Source organism: Streptomyces sp. NPDC107522 (assembly GCF_055657525.1).
This window is the reverse complement of record NZ_JBVKAU010000013.1, coordinates 19,974-39,113: the sequence shown is the minus strand read 5'-3', so window position 1 is coordinate 39,113 and position 19,140 is coordinate 19,974. Positions and strand designations below refer to the sequence as shown.

Genomic DNA, 19,140 nt, shown 5'->3' with positions numbered 1-19,140 from the left:
TCCCGCGCCCTCAAACGCCGGACCGCTCGAATCGTCCTGACCGACGCCCACACGCGCCACCCCCAACGGGTGGGCGGGGGCTGGGGACGGCCTCGCCCCGTCCTCGAACGCCGGACGGGCCGAGATCGGCTCGCCCGGCGTCGAGAAGCGTCCGTCTTCCCCCCTGGCCCCTGCCTTCACGCGGCGCGTGGGTGTCGGTTCCTGCGGAGGCGGGACGTATGGGCCTCCTTCTCCGCCGCGCCCTTGGCGGAGCGTTCCGTGGACTCGCGGCGGGCGCGGAGTGCCTCGCGGACCAGGCGCTCGTGTTCGGCACGGCGGATCAGGTCGGCGGAGCGGAGGTGGTGGAACTCGTAGTCGTACATGGCAGGTTCCTCGTTCTTCCTGGTGAGAGTCGGTTGTCGGCTTCGCTTGCTGCGATGCCTCAACCTTCGTCTCCCAGGGGGGTCCGCCACATCGGGAGAGTTCCGCATCTTCGCCGGTGGGAGGGGCCTTAGACGCGCGTGAGGGGCCTCAGGCGCCGCCTAAGGTGCTTACGGCGACTCTGAGGCCCCCTCGGGACCTGCGGTGATTCAGCCCGCTGACGGCAGGCCGAGCAGCGCGTCGGTGTACTTGAGCACGGCCAGCAGCAGGCCGATGACGCCGAGCGCGACACCGCCCCAGGCGACCGACTTGATCCACACGGCCTGCGGCTTGCCGGGCGCACCGAACGCGGGCCGGGCGAGCACCACGACGCCGACGATCAGCGCGGCCAGCGCGAACGCGCCGGCCCACAGGGCGTTGGCCTTCCAGGCGTCCCCGTAGCCGGCCTCGAGCAGCTTGGAGACGTTCTGGGACGAGGACGTCGAGGACTCCAGCTGGGCGATCAGGTTCTGCCGCGCGGAGGCGATCGTGCCCAGCCAGCCGCCGGTCAGGGACACCAGGCCCAGCGCCGCGGAGACGACCGCCCCCGCGCCCTGGCCGACGCCGGACGGGCCCTCTTCCGTGGCCTCCGCGGTCACCTCGTCCCCGGCCTCGGCCTCGTCGTTCTCCGTCACCTCGTCGGCGTCGGTGGAGCCGGTGGCGTCAGCCGTCTTGACGACGTCCACCTTCTCCTCGTCGGTCTTCGCCTCGGTGCCGGTGTCGGCGCCGGTCTCGTCCACTGTCTTCGTTCCCATGCCTCGCACCGTACGGACGCTGTCTGAGAGGTCTCTTAATGATCGTGACGATCGAGAGGACTCTTAATGGTCGTTGTGAGCGGCACGCGCGCGTGCCTCACGCCACTCGGGGGCGAGGACGGACCACACCTCGAGGTCCTGGCGCGCTCCCCGATAGGGGTAGCTCTGTCGCAGCACGCCGTCACGCGTCATGCCCAGCCGCCGCGCCACGTTGATGCTCGGTTCGTTGGCGGACGACGCCTGCCACTCCACACGGTGGATGCCGCGCACGTCAACCGCCCAGTCGATGAGGACCCGCATGGCACGCGTGACCAGTCCGCGCCCCGAGCCGGCCGGTTCCAGCCAGCAGCCGACCTCGCAGGTGCCCCGCTCGGCGTCGAAGTGCAGGAACAGCACGCCGCCGACGAGCTTGCCGTCGAGCCACAGCCCGTGCAGGCTGCCGGTGTCGGCGGCGCGCTTGTCGGCGTACGACTGAAGGAGTTCCCGCGCGGAGTCGGTGTCGATGGCGTTGGCCCCGAACGGGATGTGCTGCCCGATGAACTCCCTGCCCCGGTTCAGATGCGCCAGGAACTCCTCCGCATGCCAGGGTTCCAGGGGCCGCAGTTCCGCTCCGTCGTCACCCAGCGATATCGCGTACATCCCGCTGTCGCTCCTCCTCCGCCAGCACGTCCGCCACCTCGGCGTCCGTCGCGGCGGCCAGCCTCTCATGGGCGGCACGGGACTCGGGCGGCTCGATGCTGATGCGAGGCATGCGCCGGTCCAGCCAGCGGGGCAGCCACCAGTTGGCGCCGCCGAGCATGTGCATCAGGGCGGGGACGAGGAGCGTACGGAGCACGAAGGCGTCCAGGGCCACGGCGGCGGCGAGGGCGATGCCGAACATGGCGATCACCCGGTCGCCGCTGAGGACGAAGGCGAGGAACACCGAGATCATGATGACCGCGGCGGAGTTGATCACCCGGCTGGTCTCGGCGAGGCCGACGCGGACGGCCCGCCGGTTGTCTCCGGTCTCCAGCCACTCCTCGTACATCCGGCTGACCAGGAAGACCTGGTAGTCCATGGACAGGCCGAACAGCACCGACACCATGATGACCGGGAGGAAGGGCTCGATCGGGCCCGCGCGGCCCAACCCCAGCAGCTCGCTCCCCCAGCCCCACTGGAAGATCGCGACGACGACACCGAAGGCTGCGGCGACGGCGGCGACGTTCATCGCGGCGGCCTTCAGCGGGATGCCGACGGACCGGAAGGCGAGCAGGAGCAGCAGACAGCCCAGGCCGATGACGACACCGACGAACAGCGGCAGCTTGCCGACGATCACGTCGGCGAAGTCGTCGTAGCCGGCCGTCATGCCGCCTACCTGCACATCGAGCGAGGTGCCGGTCTCGGCGCGGGGCAGCACCTCGGAGCGCAGCCGGTCGACGAGGTCACTGGTCTGCTGCGACTGCGGGGAGGACTCCGGTACGACGGTGAGGTACGCGGTGTCACCGCCGGTGTTGTACGTCACCGGGGTCACCGACGCGACGCCCTCGGTGCTCCGCAGGGTGGCGTCGAGGTTGTCGAGGGCGAGCTTGTCGTCGCCGCCGTCGACCTCGGTGACCAGGGTCAGCGGACCGTTCACGCCTGGTCCGAAGCCGTCGGCGAGGAGGTCGTAGGCCTGGCGTGTGGTGGCGGACTCGGGGTTGTTGCCCTGGTCGGAGGTGCCCAGGCGCAGGCCCAGGGTGGGCAGGGCCAGGACCGTGATGACCGCCAGGGCGATCGCGCCGAGCGCCTTGGGGTGGCGCTCCACGAACGCCGACCAGCGTGCGGCGAACCCGGTCGGCAGCTCCGGCTCGGGCCCGTGTTCGGCCAGTCGGCGTCGCTCGCGGCGGCTCAGGGCGCGCATGCCGATGAAGGACAGCAGGGCGGGCAGCAGGGTCACGGAGGCCGCGACCGTCAGGATCACGGTGAGCGAGGCTGCGATGGCGACGCCGTTGAGGAAGCTGAGCTGGAGTATCAGCATCCCCAGCAGGGCGATGCACACCGTGGCACCCGCGAACACGACCGCCCGTCCGGTGGTCGACACGGCGTTCGTGATCGCCTCGGGGACGGACAGTCCGCGTTTCAGTCCGCGCCGGTGTCGGGTGACGATGAACAGGGCGTAGTCGATGCCGACGCCGAGCCCGATGAGCATGCCGAGCATGGGTGCGAAGTCGGCGACGGTCATGGCGTGCCCGAGCAGCGCTATGCCGGCGTAGGCGGTGCCGACGCTCACCAGTGCGGTGGCGATGGGCAGCAGTGAGGCGGCGAGCGAGCCGAAGGCGAGGAACAGCACGACCGCGGCGACCGCCACGCCGACGATCTCGGCGACGTGCCCGCCCGGCGACTCGGTGAGCCCGACGGCGCTGCCGCCCAGCTCCACCTGGAGCCCGTCGGCCTCGGCGGCCTTGGCGGCGCTCACGACGGCCTGCGCCTCGCCCTTGTCGAGGTTCTCGGCGCTGTCGTCGAAGGTGACGGTGGCGTACGCCGTGTGCCCGTCCTCGCTGATCTGGGCGGCGCCCTGCTTGCCGTACGGGCTGCCGACGGCCGCGACGCCGGGCAGGTCCGCGATCTTGCCCAGCGTGCGCGTCATGGTCTGTTCGACGTCGGCGGCCCGGACGGTGCCAGACGTGGTGTGCCAGACGACGGTGTCGCTGTCACCGCCGAGGCCGGGGAAGCCGTCCTCCAGGAGCTGGGTGGCGCGGCCGGACTCGGTGCCGGGGACGTTGTAGTCGTTCGAGTACGCGGTGCCCGTGCCCGCCGCGGCCGCGGTCACCCCGCCGAAGGCGAGCAGCCAGAGCAGGACGGCGACGAGGCGGCGTTGGACACACCAGCGTGCAAGAGCTGCCACGAACGTGCTCCCGGGTCGACTATGTGGGGATCTTTGGTCGGGAACAGTTGTTCATGAGGTGAACAGCCCGCAAAGAACGCATGAGGGTTGTGAAGCCACTGTTGCAGGCGCCGGTGATCGTTTGCCGCGTTCGTGGGTTTATTCACAGGAATGGGAGGCAGATCACAGGACAGTAACGGCCACTGTGTCGCCGGAGGTGGCAGCTCTCACAGAATTACGTCCACGCAGCGGGAACTTCTCGGCCGAATCGGCGGAAACAGCCGAATCAGTCGAACTGGTCCCCGAGCGCCATCACCATCACCCCGGCCACGAGCAGCCACAGCGCCCGCCGGGTGCGCCCCCGGGAGCCGAGGAACGCGGCCAGCGCGCAGACGGCGGCCCCGAAGGCGTAGGCGGCCGGGACGAGGGCCGGCGCGGAACCGGCAGCACGCAGCGTCGAGGCGGCCAGCCCGGCGAGGGCGAGGAGCGCCCCGGTCACGGCGGCCGTCCAGCGGGCCCGCCGGGCCACCTGCGCCGGGTCCTCGACGTCCTCCGGATCCTCGGCGTCCTCCGGGCCCTCCGAGTCCTCGGCGTCCTGCACGTCCTCCGGGCCCGCCAGGTCCCGCTCGTCGTCCGGCGTCTGGGACTGGTCCTCCCGTGTCTCGGCTATTTCGGAATCACCACGTCCACTCATGGCGGGCGAGCGTAGCGCGTCGCGCCGGGAAACCCGGATGCGGGTCAGGACGGCCGGCTGCTAGCTTCCGAAGGTCAGCCGTCCCGCGGCACATCGCCGCCGACCTGGGCAGGTGCATTGTTTGAGCGTCCGGCCGAGCTCCGACGTATCCCTTTCCGCTTCCCCGGACTCAAGGAGCCCGTTCACCGATGCCGGACATCACCCCGAGGACCTCGAGTGAGGACCTCACCAAGCGGCTGACCCACGCCCGCTACCCGCGCAGCAACAGCTACGACACCCGCTGGGTCATCGAGAACCAGATGGGCCCGAACGCCCTGTGGCTGCTGGAGTGGCTGGCCCCCGCCCTCGGCCTGGACGCCCTGCGCCCCTGCGCACGCATCCTCGACCTGGGCTGCGGCCGGGCGATGACGTCGGTCTTCCTGGCCAGGGAGTACGACGCCCAGGTCACCGCCGCCGACCTGTGGATCAAGCCCGACGAGAACGCCGCGCGTATCGCCGAGGCCGGTTTCGCCGACCGTGTGCTGCCCGTGCACGCCGAGGCGCACGATCTGCCGTTCGCCGAGGGCAGCTTCGACGCGATCGTGAGCATCGACGCGTACCAGTACTTCGGCACGAACGATCTGTATCTGCCGACGCTCACCCGGCTGTTGAAGCCCGGCGGGCGGATCGGTGTCGTCGTACCGGCGCTCCGGCAGGAGCCGGAGGGCAGCGAGCCGCCGGAGCACCTCAAGCCCTGGTGGGAGCCCGACTTCTGGTGCTTCCACTCCGCCGAGTGGTGGCGGCGGCACTGGACCCGCGGTGGCGCCGTCGAGGTCGAGGCGGCCGACTGGCAGCCGGACGGCTGGCGGGACTGGCTGCTGTGGTGCGACGTGATCGCCGAGGAGAGCCCGGAGGAGTTCCATCGCACGATGGCCCGCCGCGTCGGCGAGATGGTGCGGCTGGACGAGGGCCGCGCGCTGGGCTTCGTACGGCTGGTGGGCCGGCGTATCCCATAACGGGCGCTCGCAGACCGCCTGAGCCGAAAACGCGCCGAGGGGGATGCATCGCCGTTGATGCATCCCCCTCGGGGTTCACGACGGTGGGTCTCAGCCCTCGCTGACGCCCAGCTTCTCCAGGATCAGCTCCTTGACGCGCGCGGCGTCGGCCTGGCCCCGGGTCGCCTTCATGACCGCGCCGACCAGGGCGCCGGCCGCGGCCACCTTGCCGCCGCGGATCTTGTCCGCGATGGCCGGGTTGCCGGCGATGGCCTCGTCGACGGCGGTGCCCAGGGCGCCCTCGTCGGAGACGACCTTCAGCCCGCGCTTGTCGACGACCTCGTCCGGCGTGCCTTCGCCCGCGAGGACGCCCTCGATGACCTGACGGGCCAGCTTGTCGTTCAGGTCGCCCTTCGAGACCAGCTCGGCGACGCGGGCGACCTGCGCCGGCGTGATCGCCAGCTCGTCCAGCGCCTTGCCCGACTCGTTGGCGCTGCGCGCGAGTTCGCCCATCCACCACTTGCGGGCGGAAGCCGCGTCGGCACCGGCCTCGATGGTGGCGACGATCGGCTCCAGCGCACCGGCGTTGAGGATCGCCTGCATGTCGGTGGCGCTGATGCCCCACTCCTCGCGGAGCCGGTTGCGGCGCACGAGCGGCAGCTCGGGCAGCGCGGCGCGGATCTCCTCGACCCACTCGCGGGTGGGGGCGACGGGGACCAGGTCGGGCTCCGGGAAGTACCGGTAGTCCTCGGCCTCCTCCTTCACGCGGCCCGAGGTCGTGGACCCCGTGTCCTCGTGGAAGTGGCGGGTCTCCTGGACGATCGTGCCGCCGCCGCTCAGGACGGCCGCGTGCCGCTGGATCTCGTAACGGCAGGCGCGCTCCACGGACCGCAGCGAGTTGACGTTCTTCGTCTCCGAACGCGTGCCGAACTTGTCGGAGCCCTTCGGCATCAGCGACAGGTTCACGTCGCAGCGCATCTGGCCCATCTCCATACGGGCCTCGGAGACGCCGAGCGCCTTGATGAGCTCGCGCAGCTCACGGACGTACGCCTTCGCCACCTCGGGGGCGCGCTCGCCCGCACCGACGATCGGCTTGGTGACGATCTCGATGAGCGGGATGCCGGCGCGGTTGTAGTCGAGCAGCGAGTGCTGAGCGCCATGGATACGACCCGTGGCGCCGCCGACGTGCGTCGACTTGCCGGTGTCCTCCTCCATGTGGGCGCGCTCGATCTCCACGCGGAAGGTCTCGCCGTCCTCCAACTGGACGTCGAGGTAGCCGTTGAAGGCGATCGGCTCGTCGTACTGGGAGGTCTGGAAGTTCTTCGGCATGTCCGGATAGAAGTAGTTCTTCCGGGCGAAGCGGCACCACTCGGCGATCTCGCAGTTCAGCGCGAGGCCGATCTTGATGGCGGACTCGACGCCGGTCGCGTTGACGACCGGAAGCGCGCCGGGCAGGCCGAGGCAGACGGGACAGGTCTGCGTGTTGGCGTCCTGGCCGAGCGCGGTCGAACAACCGCAGAACATCTTGGTCTTGGTGCCGAGTTCGACATGGACCTCGAGGCCCATGACGGGGTCGTACGACGCGAGAGCGTCCTCGTACGACACCAGGTCGGTCGTGGTGGTCACGGTGAAACTTCCCTCTCAGCCCAGCAGGACGTCGTCGTCGCCCAGCCGCTTCAGCTCGCGGTAGAGGATGGCGAGGCCGGTGACGATGGCGGCGGCGGACACTCCGGCGTCGATCAGGCGCAGCGTGTCGCTCTCCAGGCGGGCCTTCTTGGCCTGCTTGACGACGGTGACCGCACCGAACGCGGTGGTGGCCATGGACAGGTACAGACCGGACTTGGACTTCTTGAAGCCCTTGGCCTTGGACAGTGCCTTACTCACAGCGACGGAGCCTCCTCGAGCAGCGGGTGCCCCCACTTTTGCACGAAGGCGGCCTCGACGGCGGCGCCGACCTTGTACAGGCGGTCGTCCTTCAGCGCCGGGGCGATGATCTGCAGGCCGACCGGGAGGTTGTCCTCCGGAGCCAGGCCGCAGGGCAGCGACATGGCCGCGTTGCCCGCGAGGTTCGTGGGGATGGTGCACAGGTCGGCGAGGTACATCGCCATCGGGTCGTCGGCACGCTCGCCGATCGGGAAGGCGGTGGTCGGCGTCGTCGGCGAGACGATGACATCCACCTGCTCGAAGGCCTTCTCGAAGTCGCGCGTGATGAGCGTGCGGACCTTCTGGGCGGAGCCGTAGTACGCGTCGTAGTAGCCGGAGCTGAGCGCGTACGTGCCGAGCATGATGCGGCGCTTGACCTCGGGGCCGAAGCCGTCCGCGCGGGTGAGCGAGGTGACCTCCTCGGCGGAGTGGGCGCCGTCGTCGCCGGTCCGCAGGCCGTAGCGCAGGCCGTCGAAGCGGGCGAGGTTGGAGGAGCACTCGGAGGGCGCGATCAGGTAGTACGCCGACAGCGCGAGGTCGAAGGACGGGCAGTCCAGCTCGACGATCTCGGCGCCCAGCTCCTTCAGCAGCTCGACGGACTCGTCGAAGCGCTGGATGACGCCGGCCTGGTAGCCCTCGCCGCGGAACTGCTTGACGACACCGACGCGCATGCCCGCCACGCTGCCGTTGCGGGCGGCCTCGACGACCGGCGGCACGGGCGCGTCGATCGACGTCGAGTCCAGCGGGTCGTGCCCGGCGATGACCTCGTGGAGGAGGGCCGCGTCCAGGACCGTACGGGCGCAGGGGCCGCCCTGGTCGAGGGAGCTGGAGAAGGCGACCATGCCGTACCGGGAGACGGCACCGTACGTCGGCTTCACGCCGACCGTGCCGGTGACGGCGGCCGGCTGGCGGATGGAGCCGCCGGTGTCGGTGCCGATGGCGAGGGGTGCCTGGAAGGAGGCGAGCGCGGCGGAGGAACCGCCACCGGAGCCGCCGGGGATCTTGGTGAGGTCCCAGGGGTTGCCGGTGGGCCCGTATGCACTGTTCTCCGTCGACGACCCCATGGCGAACTCGTCCATGTTGGTCTTGCCGAGGATGACGACGTCAGCGGCCTTGAGCTTCTTGGTGAGGGTGGCGTCGTACGGCGGAATCCACCCCTCAAGGATCTTCGAGCCGACGGTCGTCGGGATGCCCTCGGTGGTGAAGATGTCCTTCAGCGCGAGGGGAACGCCGGCGAGCGGCCCGAGCTTCTCGCCCCGCTCGCGCTTCTCGTCGACGGCACGGGCCTGGGCCAGGGCGCCCTCGCGGTCGACGTACAGGAAGGCGTGCACCTTCTCGTCGACGGCCTCGATGCGCGCGAGGTGGGCCTCGGTGACCTGGACGGCGGTGAGCTCGCCGGAGGCGATCTTCTCAGCCGTCTCGGCGGCGGTGAGCTTGATGATGTCCGTCATGGCTTGTTAGTCCTCCCCCAGGATCTGCGGCACCTTGAAACGCTGCTGCTCCTGGGCCGGGGCGCCGGAGAGCGCCTGCTCGGGGGTGAGCGACGGACGGACCTCGTCCGCGCGCATGACGTTCGTCAGCGGGAGCGGGTGCGAGGTCGGCGGTACGTCTTGGTCGGCGACCTCGCTGACGCGTGCGACCGCGCCGATGATGTCGTCCAGCTGTCCCGCGAAGTGCTCGAGCTCTTCGGGCTTCAGCTCCAGACGCGCCAGCCGGGCGAGGTGGGCGACCTCCTCGCGCGTGATGCCAGGCATGCAGCGATCCTCTGGGGTGAGTGTGTGTGGTTTGGGGCCAATCCTATGGGGCGGGGGCCGATGGCCGTGAAACGGTTTCCCCGCCGCTCGGCGCCCGGCGTAGCGACGGCCACCGCGGTCAGACGGCGAACAACAGTCCCGCACTGATCAGCACAACGACCGCCGTGGCGAAATGGATCCCGAACGCGACGGCCTTCGCACCGCCGTGGCGCAGCACGATCACGGTGTCGAACAGCGGGATCACCGCGACGCACAACATGAACCAGGCCTCGGCCTCGGCGCCGACGAACGCGAGCAGCGCCAGCCCCATCAGGCCGAAGGTGCCGTCGCGCAGCCCCTTGATCGTGAGGTACGCGGAGGCGTCGCCGTCGGGGTCGGCCGGCACGCCGTAGCCGGCGGCGGAGGGGCGGGGCTGGAGCAGGAAGCGGGCCCCGATGAACAGGACGAACAGGTTGAGTACGACGGCCAGGGTGTACGCGGTGACGGTCATGCCGGGTCTCCTCGTCGAGTCGGACGGACAGAATTCCTAGCAGCGCTAGCATTTGAAGCGACGCTAGCAGAGCGCCGACAGATTCGCTAGCACTGCTAGAATCCGGGGTATGTCCATCCAGACGCGCAAGGAGCGCGAACGAGCGGAGCGCGAGCGGCTGATCGTCACGGCCGCTCGGGAGCTGGCGGAGGCCGAGGGTTGGGAGGCGGTGACCACGCGCCGCCTGGCGGCCGAGGTCGAGTACAGCCAGCCCGTCCTCTACAGCCACTTCAAGGGCAAGGACGCGATCATGGCGGCGGTGGCGGTGCAGGGCTGCGCCGACCTGGCCGTCGAGCTGCGTACGGCGCGGGTGGCTGCCGCCGGCAGGCGCGAGGCACTGGCGGCGGTCGGTGAGACGTACACGGCATTTGCGCGGCGGCGCCCGGCGCTGTACGACGCGATCTTCACCCTCCGCGTGGACCTGCCGTTCGCCACGCCCGAGGCGCCGGCGGCCTTGCAGGATGCCTTCGGCGAGTTGAGGCAGGCCGTCGAACCGATCGCGGCCGAGGGCGACGACGTGGACCTGCTGACGGAGACGTACTGGGCCGGTCTGCACGGCCTGGTGACGCTGATGCGGAGCGGGCGGCTGCCGGAGGGGGCGCATGAGCGGCGGCTGGAACTGCTTACGGGGCACTTCAGCGGGGCGCTTCGCTGACAAGGCCGCGATGGGAGGTGCCGCGATGTGCCTTCGCGCGTCTGCGGGTTTGTCGTGGCTGGTCGCGCCCGCGCGGCGGAGCCGCATATCGATACAGCCCCGCGCCCCTAAAGGGGCGCGTTGCCGTTACTCGGCGGCAGGAAGTGCGGCCCTCGGACGCTGCCAACCGCGCGATCCTCGCGCCCGCAGCCAGGCCGTCGTCTCTTCCGGGGGCATCGCCGCTGCGACCAGCCAGCCCTGAACTGCGTCGCAGCCGAGGTCGCGCAGTCGTTCCCAGGTCTCGTCGTCCTCCACGCCCTCGGCCACGACGAGCAGACCCAGCGAATGCGCCAGGTCGACCGTGCAGCGGACGATCTCCGCGTCCTCCGTGTCCACGGCCAGGCGGGCGACGAAGGAGCGGTCGATCTTCAGTTCGCTCACCGGGAGGCGTCTGAGGTGGACGAGGGACGAGTACCCGGTGCCGAAGTCGTCCAGGGACATCTTCACGCCGTGCCCGGTCAGGCCGGCGAGGGTGTCGGCGGCGCGCTGCGGATCCTCCAGGAGGACGTGTTCCGTTATCTCCAGCTGGAGCGCTCCCGCCGGGACACCGTGCCGGGCGAGCCGCGCGGCGACGGAACCCGCGAACCCGGGGGTGTGGACATCGCGCGGCGAGACGTTGACCGCGACGGGCACGTACAACCCCTGAGAGCGCCACTGAGCGACCTGCCCGAGCGCCGTCTCCAGCACGTACTCCGTCAGATGCGGCATCAGCCCGGACGACTCGGCGATCGCTATGAACTCGTCCGGCGGCACCTTCCCGCGCTCCGGATGCACCCAGCGGACCAGGGCCTCGAGGCCGGCTACCTGTCCGTCGAAGCGGACCTTCGGCTGGTAGTGCAGCTCGACCTCGTGCGCGTCGAGGGCCCGGCGCAGATCCCCGAGCAGGCCGAGCCGGTCCGGGGTGTTGGAGTCCCGCTTCGACTCGTAGACCTCTACGCCCGTACGGTCTCGCTTCGCCTGGTACATCGCCACGTCCGCGCGCCGCAGCATCCCCTCGGCGTCGAGGGCGTGGTCGGGGAAGACGGCGACGCCGGCGCTGGCCTCCAGGACCAGGGTGAGGCCGTCGAGGTCGAGCGGGGAGCTGAGGGCGGCGACGAGGCCGCGGGCGACGCGGGTCGCGGACGTGGTGGAGTCGGCGACCGGCAGTAAGACGGCGAACTCGTCGCCGCCGAGCCGCGCGGCCTCCGCTCCGCGCGGCAGGGCGAGGCGCAGCCGGTCTGCTATCTGCAACAGCAACCGGTCCCCGGCGAGATGACCGAGGGTGTCGTTGACCGATCGGAAACGGTCGAGGTCGATCAGCATCAGGGCGGAGCGGGCGCCGATGCGCTCGGCGTCGTCGAGCGCGGTCCAGATGCGCTCCAGCAGCCACTGCCGGTTGGGCAGCCCGGTCAGCGGGTCGCGCAGCTGCTCCTCCGCCCGGGCCCGGGCGATCCACAGGGTGGAGTCGAGGGCGATGAGGGGGATGGAGAACAGCGGCAGCAGGAGCGGCTTGGCGATGGCGACCACGCACACCAGCGGTGCGATACCGAGCAGCGCGACCGCGACCAGTCCCTGTCTGACCAGAGCGGTGCGGGCGACGGTGGGCAGGCCGCCGCGCGGGGCGTGCAGATACCAGAGCAGGACACGGGTGACCGCGAGGTAGGCGGCGGCGACGAGCACCACGCCGGGCGCGGTGTAGAGCGTCCAGGTGTCGGGGTTCCAGGGGTGCTCGACGGTCGGTACGCGGCCGAAGGCGGCCAGCACGAGGGCGCCGGCGGCGATGCCGAGGATGTCCACCGCGCCGTGCAGCACGCCCTGCCGCCAGCGGCCCCGGCGGGCCACGCCGACCAGGACGACGACGGTGAGGCTGACCATGCCGGCGGGCACCCAGCCGTAAAGCACCAGCACGGCGAGGGTGAGGGCGGCGCCGGAGCCGGTGCCGCCCCACCAGCGGGCGCGGCCGAGCATGACGAGGTGGCCGACGATGACGCCGGTCAGCACGGCCAGGGACCAGCCGACGGTCCCGGACGGGAAGAGGGCGTGGTTGCCGGTGAACGCCCGGTAGAACCCGGCGCCGAGGACGAACCCGGCCGCCGCGACGACCGCCGCGGGCAGCGCGGGCCAGGACAGGTGCCGTTCATGGTCGGAGCCCGGCAGCCCGGCGGTGCGCTCGGCGCCGAGCGGCACGGCGGCGTGGCCGTCCGCCACGGTGTGCGGTGCGGCGGCGCTCCCCGCGCCTCTTTCCGCGCGCGAATGCTCCGCGGTCCGCGCCGCCCACCCCCGCCATGCGCCGGCCAGCCGGCGCAGCCGTGAGTCGGGGGCGGCGCTCTCGGTCGGTTCCATTCCCGTCCCTCTCACAGCCGGCGGTGCCCACGCCACGCGGCCCGATGCCCGACAACAACCTTCAACGGCACCGCGTTGGAAAACCCTTCCCCTTGCCCTTCAAAGCCCTTCAGAGTCAAGGGGATGCCCCAACCGCAGCTGGGCACGGCAGGCGCACCCCTCAACAGTAGGCCGCAGAAGGCTTCCACGGGCAGCGGTCGTCGACGGTTGCCCGAATGCGCCCCAGCCACCCGTATGCATCTGATATGCGCCGATCGGGTGGCCTTCAACCACTACTCCTCTGTCGGAAGGGCAACTTCGGCCGCCGCGTCGGGCCCCTGCTCCAGCAGGACATTGAAGCCGTCCTCGTTCAGGACAGGCACCTTGAGCTGCATGGCCTTGTCGTACTTCGACCCCGGGCTGTCACCTACGACGACAAAAGACGTCTTCTTCGAAACGGATCCGGTCACCTTCGCTCCGCGACTCTGCAGTGCCTCCTTGGCGCCGTCGCGGGTGAAGTGCTCCAGCGTTCCGGTGACGACGACGGTAAGCCCTTCCAGCGGGCGGGGGCCTTCGGCCTCGCCGGTCGACTGGTCCTCGAGCGGAACACCGGCGGCCTTCCACTTGCGAACGATCTCGCGGTGCCAGTCCTCGGCGAACCACTCCTTGAGCGCGGCGGCGATGATGGGACCGACACCGTCGGTGGTCGCCAACTCCTCCTGGGTGGCCTGTTCGATGCGGTCGATCGAGCGGAACTCGCGCGCGAGGGCCTGGGCCGCCACCGGCCCGACGTGCCGGATGGACAGCCCGTTGAGGAACCGCGAGAGCGGGCGCTGCTTGGCCGCCTCGATGTTCTCCAGCAGCGCGAGGGTGTTCTTCTTCGGCTCGCCCTTCTGGTTGGCGAAGACCGTGACGACCTTCTCCTCGCCCGTCTTCGGGTCCCGCTTGGGCAGGCCGCTGTCCGGGTCGAGGACATAGGCCTTGATGGGCAGCAGCTTCTCCACCGTCAGGTCGAAGAGGTCACCCTCGTCGACCAGCGGCGGGTCGGCCGGCTCCAGCGGGCGGGTGAGCGCGGCGGCGGCCACCCCGCCGAAGTGCTCGATGTCCAGGCACTCGCGACCCGCGAGGTAGGAGACACGCTCCCGCAACTGGGCGGGGCACGTACGCGCGTTGGGGCAGCGGAGGTCGATGTCGCCCTCCTTCATGGGCCGCAGCGGGGTCCCGCACTCGGGGCACTCGCTCGGCATCACGAACTCCCGCTCGCTGCCGTCACGCAGGTCGACGACGGGGCCGAGGATCTCCGGGATGACGTCACCGGCCTTGCGGATCACCACGGTGTCACCGATGAGCACGCCCTTGGCCTTGACGACCTCCTGGTTGTGCAAGGTGGCGAACTCGACCTCGCTGCCCGCGACCGTGACCGGCTCGACCTGGGCGTAGGGCGTGACGCGGCCGGTGCGGCCGACGCCCACCTTGATGTCGATGAGCTTGGTGTTGACCTCTTCCGGCGCGTACTTGTACGCGATCGCCCAGCGCGGTGCGCGCGCGGTGGAGCCGAGACGGCCCTGGAGGCGGATCTCGTCGAGCTTGACGACGACTCCGTCGATCTCGTGCTCGACGGAGTGGCGGTTCTCGCCGTAGTGGGCGATGAACTGCCGTACGCCGTCGAGGTCCTCGACCACCTGGTTGTGCCGTGAGGTGGGCAGGCCCCAGGTCTTGAGGAGGTCGTAGGCCTGGGAGAGGCGGGTCAGGCCGGTGAAGCCCTCCAGTGCGCCGATGCCGTGCACGACCATGTGCAGGGGGCGGGTGGCGGTGACGCGGGGGTCCTTCTGGCGCAGCGAACCGGCAGCGGCGTTGCGCGGGTTGGCGAAGGGCTTGTCGCCCGCGGCGACCAGGCGCTCATTGAGTTCGAGGAACTTCTCCATCGGGAAGTAGACCTCGCCGCGGATCTCCACCAGGTCGGGGACCTGGTCGCCCGTGAGGCGGTCCGGGATCTCCGCGATCGTGCGGACGTTCGGGGTGATGTCCTCACCGGTGCGGCCGTCACCCCGGGTGGCCGCGCGCGTGAGGCGGCCCTTTTCGTAGGTGAGGTTGACGGCGAGGCCGTCGACCTTCAGCTCGCACAGAAAGTGGTACTCCAGGTCGCCCAGTTCCCTCGCGATACGGTCGGCCCAGGCGGCGAGTTCGTCGTCGTTGAAGGTGTTGTCGAGCGACAGCATCCTCTGGCGGTGCTCGACCGCCGTGAACTCCGTCTCGTACGACCCCGCGACCTTCTGCGTCGGCGAGTCCGGGGTGCGCAGCTCGGGGTACTCCGCCTCCAGCGCCTCCAGCGTCTTGAGCAGCTTGTCGAACTCCGCGTCGCTGATGACGGGAGCGTCCTTCACGTAGTACCGGAAGCGGTGCTCCTCGACCTGCTCCGCCAGCTGCGCGTGCTTCTCGCGGGCCTCGGCGGGCACCGCCGTCGTCTCCGCTTGCTTGTCGCCGGCCACCGTGTTGTCCTCCCGTTACTCTGGGTTGTCAGCGAGGGATCTCGCCGCCCGGACGCAGTGGGCGAGAACCTTGCGCGCGTACTGCGGGGAGGCCCCCGCGAGTCCGCACGACGGCGTGAGAGTGACCGCCTCCGCGAGAAGCCCCGGTGACAGCCCCAGCCTGCGCCACAGCGTCCTGACACCCATGACGCTACCGGCAGGGTCTGACAATGGGCCGTCCGTGCCCGGGACGACACCTGCGAAGAGCCGGGTCCCCGCTTCCACCACCTCGCCGATCGCGTCGTCGTCACGCTCGGTGAGGAGGGAGAAGTCGAAGGAGATCGCCGCCGCGCCCGCCCGGCGCAGCAGGGCGAACGGGACGTCCGGTGCGCACGAGTGGACCACGACGGGGCCGTCGCCGTGAACCCCGACGACGTCCCGGAGCGTGGCCTCGACGATCTGCCGGTCCACGGCCCGGTGGGTGCGGTAGCCGCTGGCCGTCTTGACCTGGCCGCGCAGTACGGCGATGAGGGAGGGCTCGTCGAGTTGGAGGACGAGTTGGGCGCCTGGGATGCGGCGCCGGACCTCCGTGAGGTGCTGGCGCAGCCCTTCGGCGAGCGAGGCGGCGAGGTCGCGGCAGGCGCCGGCGTCGGAGAGGGCGGCCTCGCCGTTCTTCAGCTCCAGCGCGGCGGCGAGGGTCCACGGCCCCACGGCCTGGACCTTCACCATCCCCTCGTACCCCTGCGTGAACTCCTCCAGCGCGTCGAGGTCCTCCCCCAGCCACGACCGCGCCCGCTTGGTGTCCCGGCCCGGCCGGTCCCCGATTCGCCATCCGCTGGGCTCCACGCGCGCGTACAGCTCGACGAGCATCCCGGCGGTCCGCCCGATCATGTCCGCGCCGGGGCCGCGCGCGGGCAGCTCGGCGAGGAACGGGAAGTCCTCGAAGGAACCGGTGACGGTCTTGGCGGCCTCGCGGGCGTCGCCGCCGGGCATGGAACCGATGCCGGTGGCGGGGGCGAAGGTGGGGTTGTCGTTCACGTGGTGAAGCCTACGTATGGTTTTCGCCCCCGCCGCCCCTACCGTCCCATCCTGAAGGGACTCCGCCCCTTCCACCCCGCCAGGGGGCTCCGCCCCCTGGACCCCCGTCGGCCCCGAAAGGGCCTCGTCCTCAAATGCCGGACGCGCTGGGATGCCGGGAGCGGCGCTGCGAGAGTGCCGTCACTTCCCTGCCGTCACCTCCCCGGCCGCACCGTCAGGTCGTTGACCTCCGCGTCCCTGGGGAGGTCGATCGCCATCAGGATCGTCGTGGCCACCGACTCCGGGTCGATCCACTTCGAGGCGTCGTACTCCTTGCCCTCCTGCTGGTGGACCTTGGCCTGCATGGGGCTGGCCGTGCGGCCGGGGTAGACGGAGGTGACGCGGATGCCGTTGGCGTGTTCCTCGTGGCGCAGGGAGTCCGCGAGGGCCTTGAGGCCGTGCTTGGAGGCGGCGTACGCGGACCAGTCGGCGTGGGCGTTGAGGCCGGCGCCCGAGTTCACGAAGACCACGTGGCCGCGGGTGGCGCGGAGTTGGGGCAGGAAGTGGCGGGTCAGTTCGGCCGGCGAGATCAGGTTGACGTTGAGCTGGTGCCGCCAGGACTTCGGGGTCAGGTCGCCCACCGGGCCGAGGTCCACGACCCCGGCGATGTGGAGCAGGGAGTCGACCCGGTCCGGGAGTGACTGGTGCGAGAAGGCCCAGGACAGCTTGTCCGGGTCCGCCAGGTCGCCGACCAGCGTCTTCGCGCCGGGGAACGCCGCCGCCAGCTCCTTCGCACGGCCCGCGTCGCGCGCGTGGAGGACGAGATCGTCCCCGCGCGCGTGCAGGCGGCGCGCGACGGCCGCGCCGATGCCGGAACCCGCTCCGGTGATCACATGAGTAGCCATGCCCGTCATGCTCGCATCAGTGCTAGGCCACTCCGCTCCCCGGCTCACCCGCTCCCGGTTACGCCACTCCCTGCTCAGCCGCTCCCGGGCTCACGCCACCCCCTGCTCACTCCACTCCGCGGCTCTCCTCCAGGTACGCCAGCGCCCCCACCGGCTCCTCCGCGAAGAACACCAGGTCGGTCAGCGGGCGGGGCAGGAAGCCCTCGTCCTCCATGCGGCGGAACTGCTCCTTCAGGCCGTCGTAGAAGCCCGCGGTGTTGAGCAGGACCACCGGCTTGTCCGTGTGGCCGTGCTTCTTCAGTTCCAGGATCTCCGTCGCCTCGTCCAAAGTGCCCGTGCCGCCGACCATGATCACCACGGCGTCGGCCTTCTCCAGGAGCAGCTTCTTGCGCTCGGCGAGGTCCTTCGCGATCACCATCTCGTCGACGCCCGGGCGGACCTTGGCGGCCAGGAACTCGACGGAGACCCCGACGAGCCGCCCGCCCGCCTCCTGCACCCCGTCGGCGACGACCTTCATCAGCCCGACGTCGGAGCCGCCCCACACGAGTGTGTGTCCGCCCTTGCCCAGCAGTTTCGCGAACTCGCGCGCGGGGCGGGTGTAACGGTCGTCGAGGTCGGCGGCGGAGAGGAAGACGCAGATTCGCATGGAGCCACCGTACGCGGGAAGAACCGGGGGCCCGCGAACGCTCTTCGGGTATGGCTGACGGACACACGATCACGATCGAGCAGGGCACCCAGCGCGTACGGGTCGTCCACGGCGACCAGGTCCTGGCGGAGAGCGAGCGGCCGCTCGTGCTGCGGGAGACGGGCTGTCCCGTGCGGTACTACATCCCGGCCGAGGACGTACGACTGGACCTGCTGACGCCCTCCGACACGCACACGTACTGCCCGTTCAAGGGAACGGCCTCCTACTGGTCGCTGCCGGACGCGGCGGACCTCGTCTGGGCGTACCCGGACCCGAAGCCGGACGTGGCCGAGATCAAGGACCACCTCTGCTTCTACGAAGTCGAAGTGTCGTAAGCGATTAGCCCGGTGCCGTACGGCAGTCTCCACAGGCATGGACAAGAAGACCATTTCGCGCGACGGCACCTCCATCTCGTACGAGAGCACCGGTCGGGGTCCGGCGGTGATCCTCGTGAGCGGCGCGATGTCCACCGGGGGCACGGTGGCGCCGCTGGCCGTTCCCCTGTCGGACCGCTTCCGGGTCGTCGTGTACGACCGCCGGGGGCGTGGCGAGAGCGGTGACACGGCGCCGTACGCGGTGGAGCGGGAGGTCGAGGACCTCGCCGCGCTGATCGAGGCGGTGGGCGGCGAGGCGGCGCTGTGCGGCGTCTCGTCGGGCGGCGCGCTGGTGCTGGAGGCGGCGGCGAGCGGGCTGCCGGTGCGTCAGGTCGCGGTGTACGAGGTGCCGTTCGCCGTCTACGAGGGCGGCGCGAAGGAGCGCGCCGAGTACACCGAGCGGCTGACCGAGGCGCTCGGGCAGGGCCGTCGCGGGGACGCGGTCGAGCTGTTCCTGCGGCTGACCGGGATGGCCGAGGAGATGATCCAGGGCGCCCGCCACTCCCCCATGTGGCCCGGCATGGAGTCGATCGCGCCCAGTCTCGCCTACGACGACGCGGTGATGGGCGACGGTCAGGTGCCCCGGGAACGCCTGGCCTCGATCACGGCCCCGGTGCTGGCCGTGGCGGGTGGCGCGAGCCCCGCGTGGATGCGCGAGGCGGCGCGGGCGATCGCGGAAGCCGTGCCGGAAGGGACGTACCGAAGCCTGGAAGGGCAGACCCACATGGTGGAGCCGGACGTCCTCGGGCCGGTGCTGGTGGAGTTCTTCGGGGGCTGATCGGGGCGACCGGGCCGGGCACGCGCGTGTGCCACGGGGGAGCACACG

At 70.7% G+C, this 19,140-nt stretch carries 19 protein-coding genes; 4 read left to right on the top strand and 15 right to left on the bottom strand.

The annotated features are described in order from the left end of the window. Nucleotides 1-176 precede the first annotated feature (176 nt). The 5 genes from ACZ7L6_RS31945 to ACZ7L6_RS31925 all read right to left on the bottom strand — a co-directional run bounded on the left by ACZ7L6_RS31945 (nucleotide 177) and on the right by ACZ7L6_RS31925 (nucleotide 4,690). Nucleotides 177-362, bottom strand: a complete 186-nt coding sequence (locus ACZ7L6_RS31945) for a hypothetical protein (RefSeq protein ID WP_471929944.1) — start codon at nucleotides 360-362, stop codon at nucleotides 177-179. A 207-nt stretch (nucleotides 363-569) separates the two neighbouring features. Then, complete coding sequence (locus ACZ7L6_RS31940) at nucleotides 570-1,154, bottom strand: hypothetical protein (RefSeq protein ID WP_471929942.1); 585 nt, start codon at nucleotides 1,152-1,154, stop codon at nucleotides 570-572. Nucleotides 1,155-1,217: 63 nt separating this feature from the next. Further along, entirely contained in the window at nucleotides 1,218-1,793 is a 576-nt protein-coding gene (locus ACZ7L6_RS31935) for a GNAT family N-acetyltransferase (protein WP_471929940.1), read from the bottom strand. Then, a complete protein-coding gene (locus tag ACZ7L6_RS31930) occupies nucleotides 1,771-4,017 on the bottom strand; it encodes an MMPL family transporter (RefSeq protein WP_471929938.1) in 2,247 nt (748 codons plus the stop codon). The genes ACZ7L6_RS31935 and ACZ7L6_RS31930 overlap by 23 nt, the downstream gene beginning before the upstream one ends. 265 nt (nucleotides 4,018-4,282) lie before the next feature. Then, nucleotides 4,283-4,690 (bottom strand): hypothetical protein, encoded by a 408-nt coding sequence (locus ACZ7L6_RS31925; RefSeq protein ID WP_471929936.1) that lies wholly within the window; start codon nucleotides 4,688-4,690, stop codon nucleotides 4,283-4,285. A gap of 188 nt (nucleotides 4,691-4,878) precedes the next feature. Here ACZ7L6_RS31925 and ACZ7L6_RS31920 point away from each other — a divergent pair, with 188 nt between their 5' ends. Continuing rightward, a complete protein-coding gene (locus tag ACZ7L6_RS31920) occupies nucleotides 4,879-5,685 on the top strand; it encodes an SAM-dependent methyltransferase (protein ID WP_471929934.1) in 807 nt (268 codons plus the stop codon). Nucleotides 5,686-5,775: 90 nt separating this feature from the next. Here the strand turns inward: ACZ7L6_RS31920 and gatB are convergent, their stop codons facing one another. From gatB to ACZ7L6_RS31895, 5 genes are all read right to left on the bottom strand, one after another. After that, complete coding sequence (gatB, locus tag ACZ7L6_RS31915; protein ID WP_471929932.1) at nucleotides 5,776-7,290, bottom strand: Asp-tRNA(Asn)/Glu-tRNA(Gln) amidotransferase subunit GatB; 1,515 nt, start codon at nucleotides 7,288-7,290, stop codon at nucleotides 5,776-5,778. Nucleotides 7,291-7,305: 15 nt separating this feature from the next. Then, nucleotides 7,306-7,548: a hypothetical protein gene (locus tag ACZ7L6_RS31910; RefSeq protein WP_398823518.1), complete on the bottom strand. Its 243-nt coding sequence runs from the start codon at nucleotides 7,546-7,548 to the stop codon at nucleotides 7,306-7,308. Next, a complete protein-coding gene (gene gatA, locus ACZ7L6_RS31905; RefSeq protein WP_471929930.1) occupies nucleotides 7,545-9,038 on the bottom strand; it encodes an Asp-tRNA(Asn)/Glu-tRNA(Gln) amidotransferase subunit GatA in 1,494 nt (497 codons plus the stop codon). The genes ACZ7L6_RS31910 and gatA overlap by 4 nt, the downstream gene beginning before the upstream one ends. A 6-nt stretch (nucleotides 9,039-9,044) precedes the next feature. Further along, on the bottom strand, nucleotides 9,045-9,341 hold the full coding sequence (gene gatC, locus ACZ7L6_RS31900; RefSeq protein ID WP_007384860.1) for an Asp-tRNA(Asn)/Glu-tRNA(Gln) amidotransferase subunit GatC: 297 nt from the start codon (nucleotides 9,339-9,341) through the stop codon (nucleotides 9,045-9,047). Nucleotides 9,342-9,459: 118 nt separating this feature from the next. Continuing rightward, nucleotides 9,460-9,831 carry a DUF4267 domain-containing protein gene (locus ACZ7L6_RS31895; RefSeq protein WP_471929927.1) on the bottom strand — a complete coding sequence of 124 codons (372 nt, stop codon included), beginning with the start codon at nucleotides 9,829-9,831 and terminating at the stop codon, nucleotides 9,460-9,462. Between the two features lie 109 nt (nucleotides 9,832-9,940). Between ACZ7L6_RS31895 and ACZ7L6_RS31890 the strand changes: the two genes are divergently transcribed. Then, complete coding sequence (locus ACZ7L6_RS31890; protein WP_471929925.1) at nucleotides 9,941-10,525, top strand: TetR/AcrR family transcriptional regulator; 585 nt, start codon at nucleotides 9,941-9,943, stop codon at nucleotides 10,523-10,525. Between the two features lie 126 nt (nucleotides 10,526-10,651). Here the strand turns inward: ACZ7L6_RS31890 and ACZ7L6_RS31885 are convergent, their stop codons facing one another. From ACZ7L6_RS31885 to ACZ7L6_RS31865, 5 genes are all read right to left on the bottom strand, one after another. Further along, nucleotides 10,652-12,886, bottom strand: coding sequence for a putative bifunctional diguanylate cyclase/phosphodiesterase (locus ACZ7L6_RS31885; RefSeq protein ID WP_471929923.1), 2,235 nt, complete (start codon nucleotides 12,884-12,886; stop codon nucleotides 10,652-10,654). Nucleotides 12,887-13,158: 272 nt separating this feature from the next. Continuing rightward, entirely contained in the window at nucleotides 13,159-15,354 is a 2,196-nt protein-coding gene (gene ligA, locus ACZ7L6_RS31880) for an NAD-dependent DNA ligase LigA (RefSeq protein WP_471929921.1), read from the bottom strand. 15 nt (nucleotides 15,355-15,369) lie between these two features. Further along, nucleotides 15,370-16,371 (bottom strand): methionine synthase, encoded by a 1,002-nt coding sequence (locus ACZ7L6_RS31875; RefSeq protein ID WP_471929919.1) that lies wholly within the window; start codon nucleotides 16,369-16,371, stop codon nucleotides 15,370-15,372. A gap of 194 nt (nucleotides 16,372-16,565) precedes the next feature. Next, the gene (locus ACZ7L6_RS31870; RefSeq protein ID WP_471929917.1) at nucleotides 16,566-17,264 is read right to left on the bottom strand and encodes an SDR family oxidoreductase; all 699 of its coding nucleotides are present in this window, start codon (nucleotides 17,262-17,264) and stop codon (nucleotides 16,566-16,568) included. Between the two features lie 97 nt (nucleotides 17,265-17,361). Further along, nucleotides 17,362-17,901: an LOG family protein gene (locus tag ACZ7L6_RS31865; protein WP_471929915.1), complete on the bottom strand. Its 540-nt coding sequence runs from the start codon at nucleotides 17,899-17,901 to the stop codon at nucleotides 17,362-17,364. A gap of 50 nt (nucleotides 17,902-17,951) precedes the next feature. Between ACZ7L6_RS31865 and ACZ7L6_RS31860 the strand changes: the two genes are divergently transcribed. Together ACZ7L6_RS31860 and ACZ7L6_RS31855 are read left to right on the top strand one after the other, a co-directional pair. Continuing rightward, complete coding sequence (locus tag ACZ7L6_RS31860) at nucleotides 17,952-18,275, top strand: DUF427 domain-containing protein (RefSeq protein WP_471929913.1); 324 nt, start codon at nucleotides 17,952-17,954, stop codon at nucleotides 18,273-18,275. A 37-nt stretch (nucleotides 18,276-18,312) separates the two neighbouring features. Beyond that, nucleotides 18,313-19,092, top strand: a complete 780-nt coding sequence (locus tag ACZ7L6_RS31855; RefSeq protein ID WP_471929911.1) for an alpha/beta fold hydrolase — start codon at nucleotides 18,313-18,315, stop codon at nucleotides 19,090-19,092. Nucleotides 19,093-19,140 lie beyond the last annotated feature (48 nt).

Excerpts from the sequence above, each read along its gene's own strand:
- ACZ7L6_RS31945 (WP_471929944.1), bottom strand. The coding sequence starts at position 362 with ATGTACGACTACGAGTTCCACCACCTCCGCTCCGCCGACCTGATCCGC.
- ACZ7L6_RS31940 (WP_471929942.1), bottom strand. The coding sequence starts at position 1,154 with ATGGGAACGAAGACAGTGGACGAGACCGGCGCCGACACCGGCACCGAG.
- ACZ7L6_RS31935 (WP_471929940.1), bottom strand. The coding sequence starts at position 1,793 with ATGTACGCGATATCGCTGGGTGACGACGGAGCGGAACTGCGGCCCCTG.
- ACZ7L6_RS31925 (WP_471929936.1), bottom strand. The coding sequence starts at position 4,690 with ATGAGTGGACGTGGTGATTCCGAAATAGCCGAGACACGGGAGGACCAG.
- ACZ7L6_RS31920 (WP_471929934.1), top strand. The coding sequence starts at position 4,879 with ATGCCGGACATCACCCCGAGGACCTCGAGTGAGGACCTCACCAAGCGG.
- gatA (WP_471929930.1), bottom strand. The coding sequence starts at position 9,038 with ATGACGGACATCATCAAGCTCACCGCCGCCGAGACGGCTGAGAAGATC.
- gatC (WP_007384860.1), bottom strand. The coding sequence starts at position 9,341 with ATGCCTGGCATCACGCGCGAGGAGGTCGCCCACCTCGCCCGGCTGGCG.
- ACZ7L6_RS31895 (WP_471929927.1), bottom strand. The coding sequence starts at position 9,831 with ATGACCGTCACCGCGTACACCCTGGCCGTCGTACTCAACCTGTTCGTC.
- ACZ7L6_RS31890 (WP_471929925.1), top strand. The coding sequence starts at position 9,941 with ATGTCCATCCAGACGCGCAAGGAGCGCGAACGAGCGGAGCGCGAGCGG.
- ACZ7L6_RS31885 (WP_471929923.1), bottom strand. The coding sequence starts at position 12,886 with ATGGAACCGACCGAGAGCGCCGCCCCCGACTCACGGCTGCGCCGGCTG.
- ACZ7L6_RS31870 (WP_471929917.1), bottom strand. The coding sequence starts at position 17,264 with ATGACGGGCATGGCTACTCATGTGATCACCGGAGCGGGTTCCGGCATC.
- ACZ7L6_RS31865 (WP_471929915.1), bottom strand. The coding sequence starts at position 17,901 with ATGCGAATCTGCGTCTTCCTCTCCGCCGCCGACCTCGACGACCGTTAC.
- ACZ7L6_RS31860 (WP_471929913.1), top strand. The coding sequence starts at position 17,952 with ATGGCTGACGGACACACGATCACGATCGAGCAGGGCACCCAGCGCGTA.
- ACZ7L6_RS31855 (WP_471929911.1), top strand. The coding sequence starts at position 18,313 with ATGGACAAGAAGACCATTTCGCGCGACGGCACCTCCATCTCGTACGAG.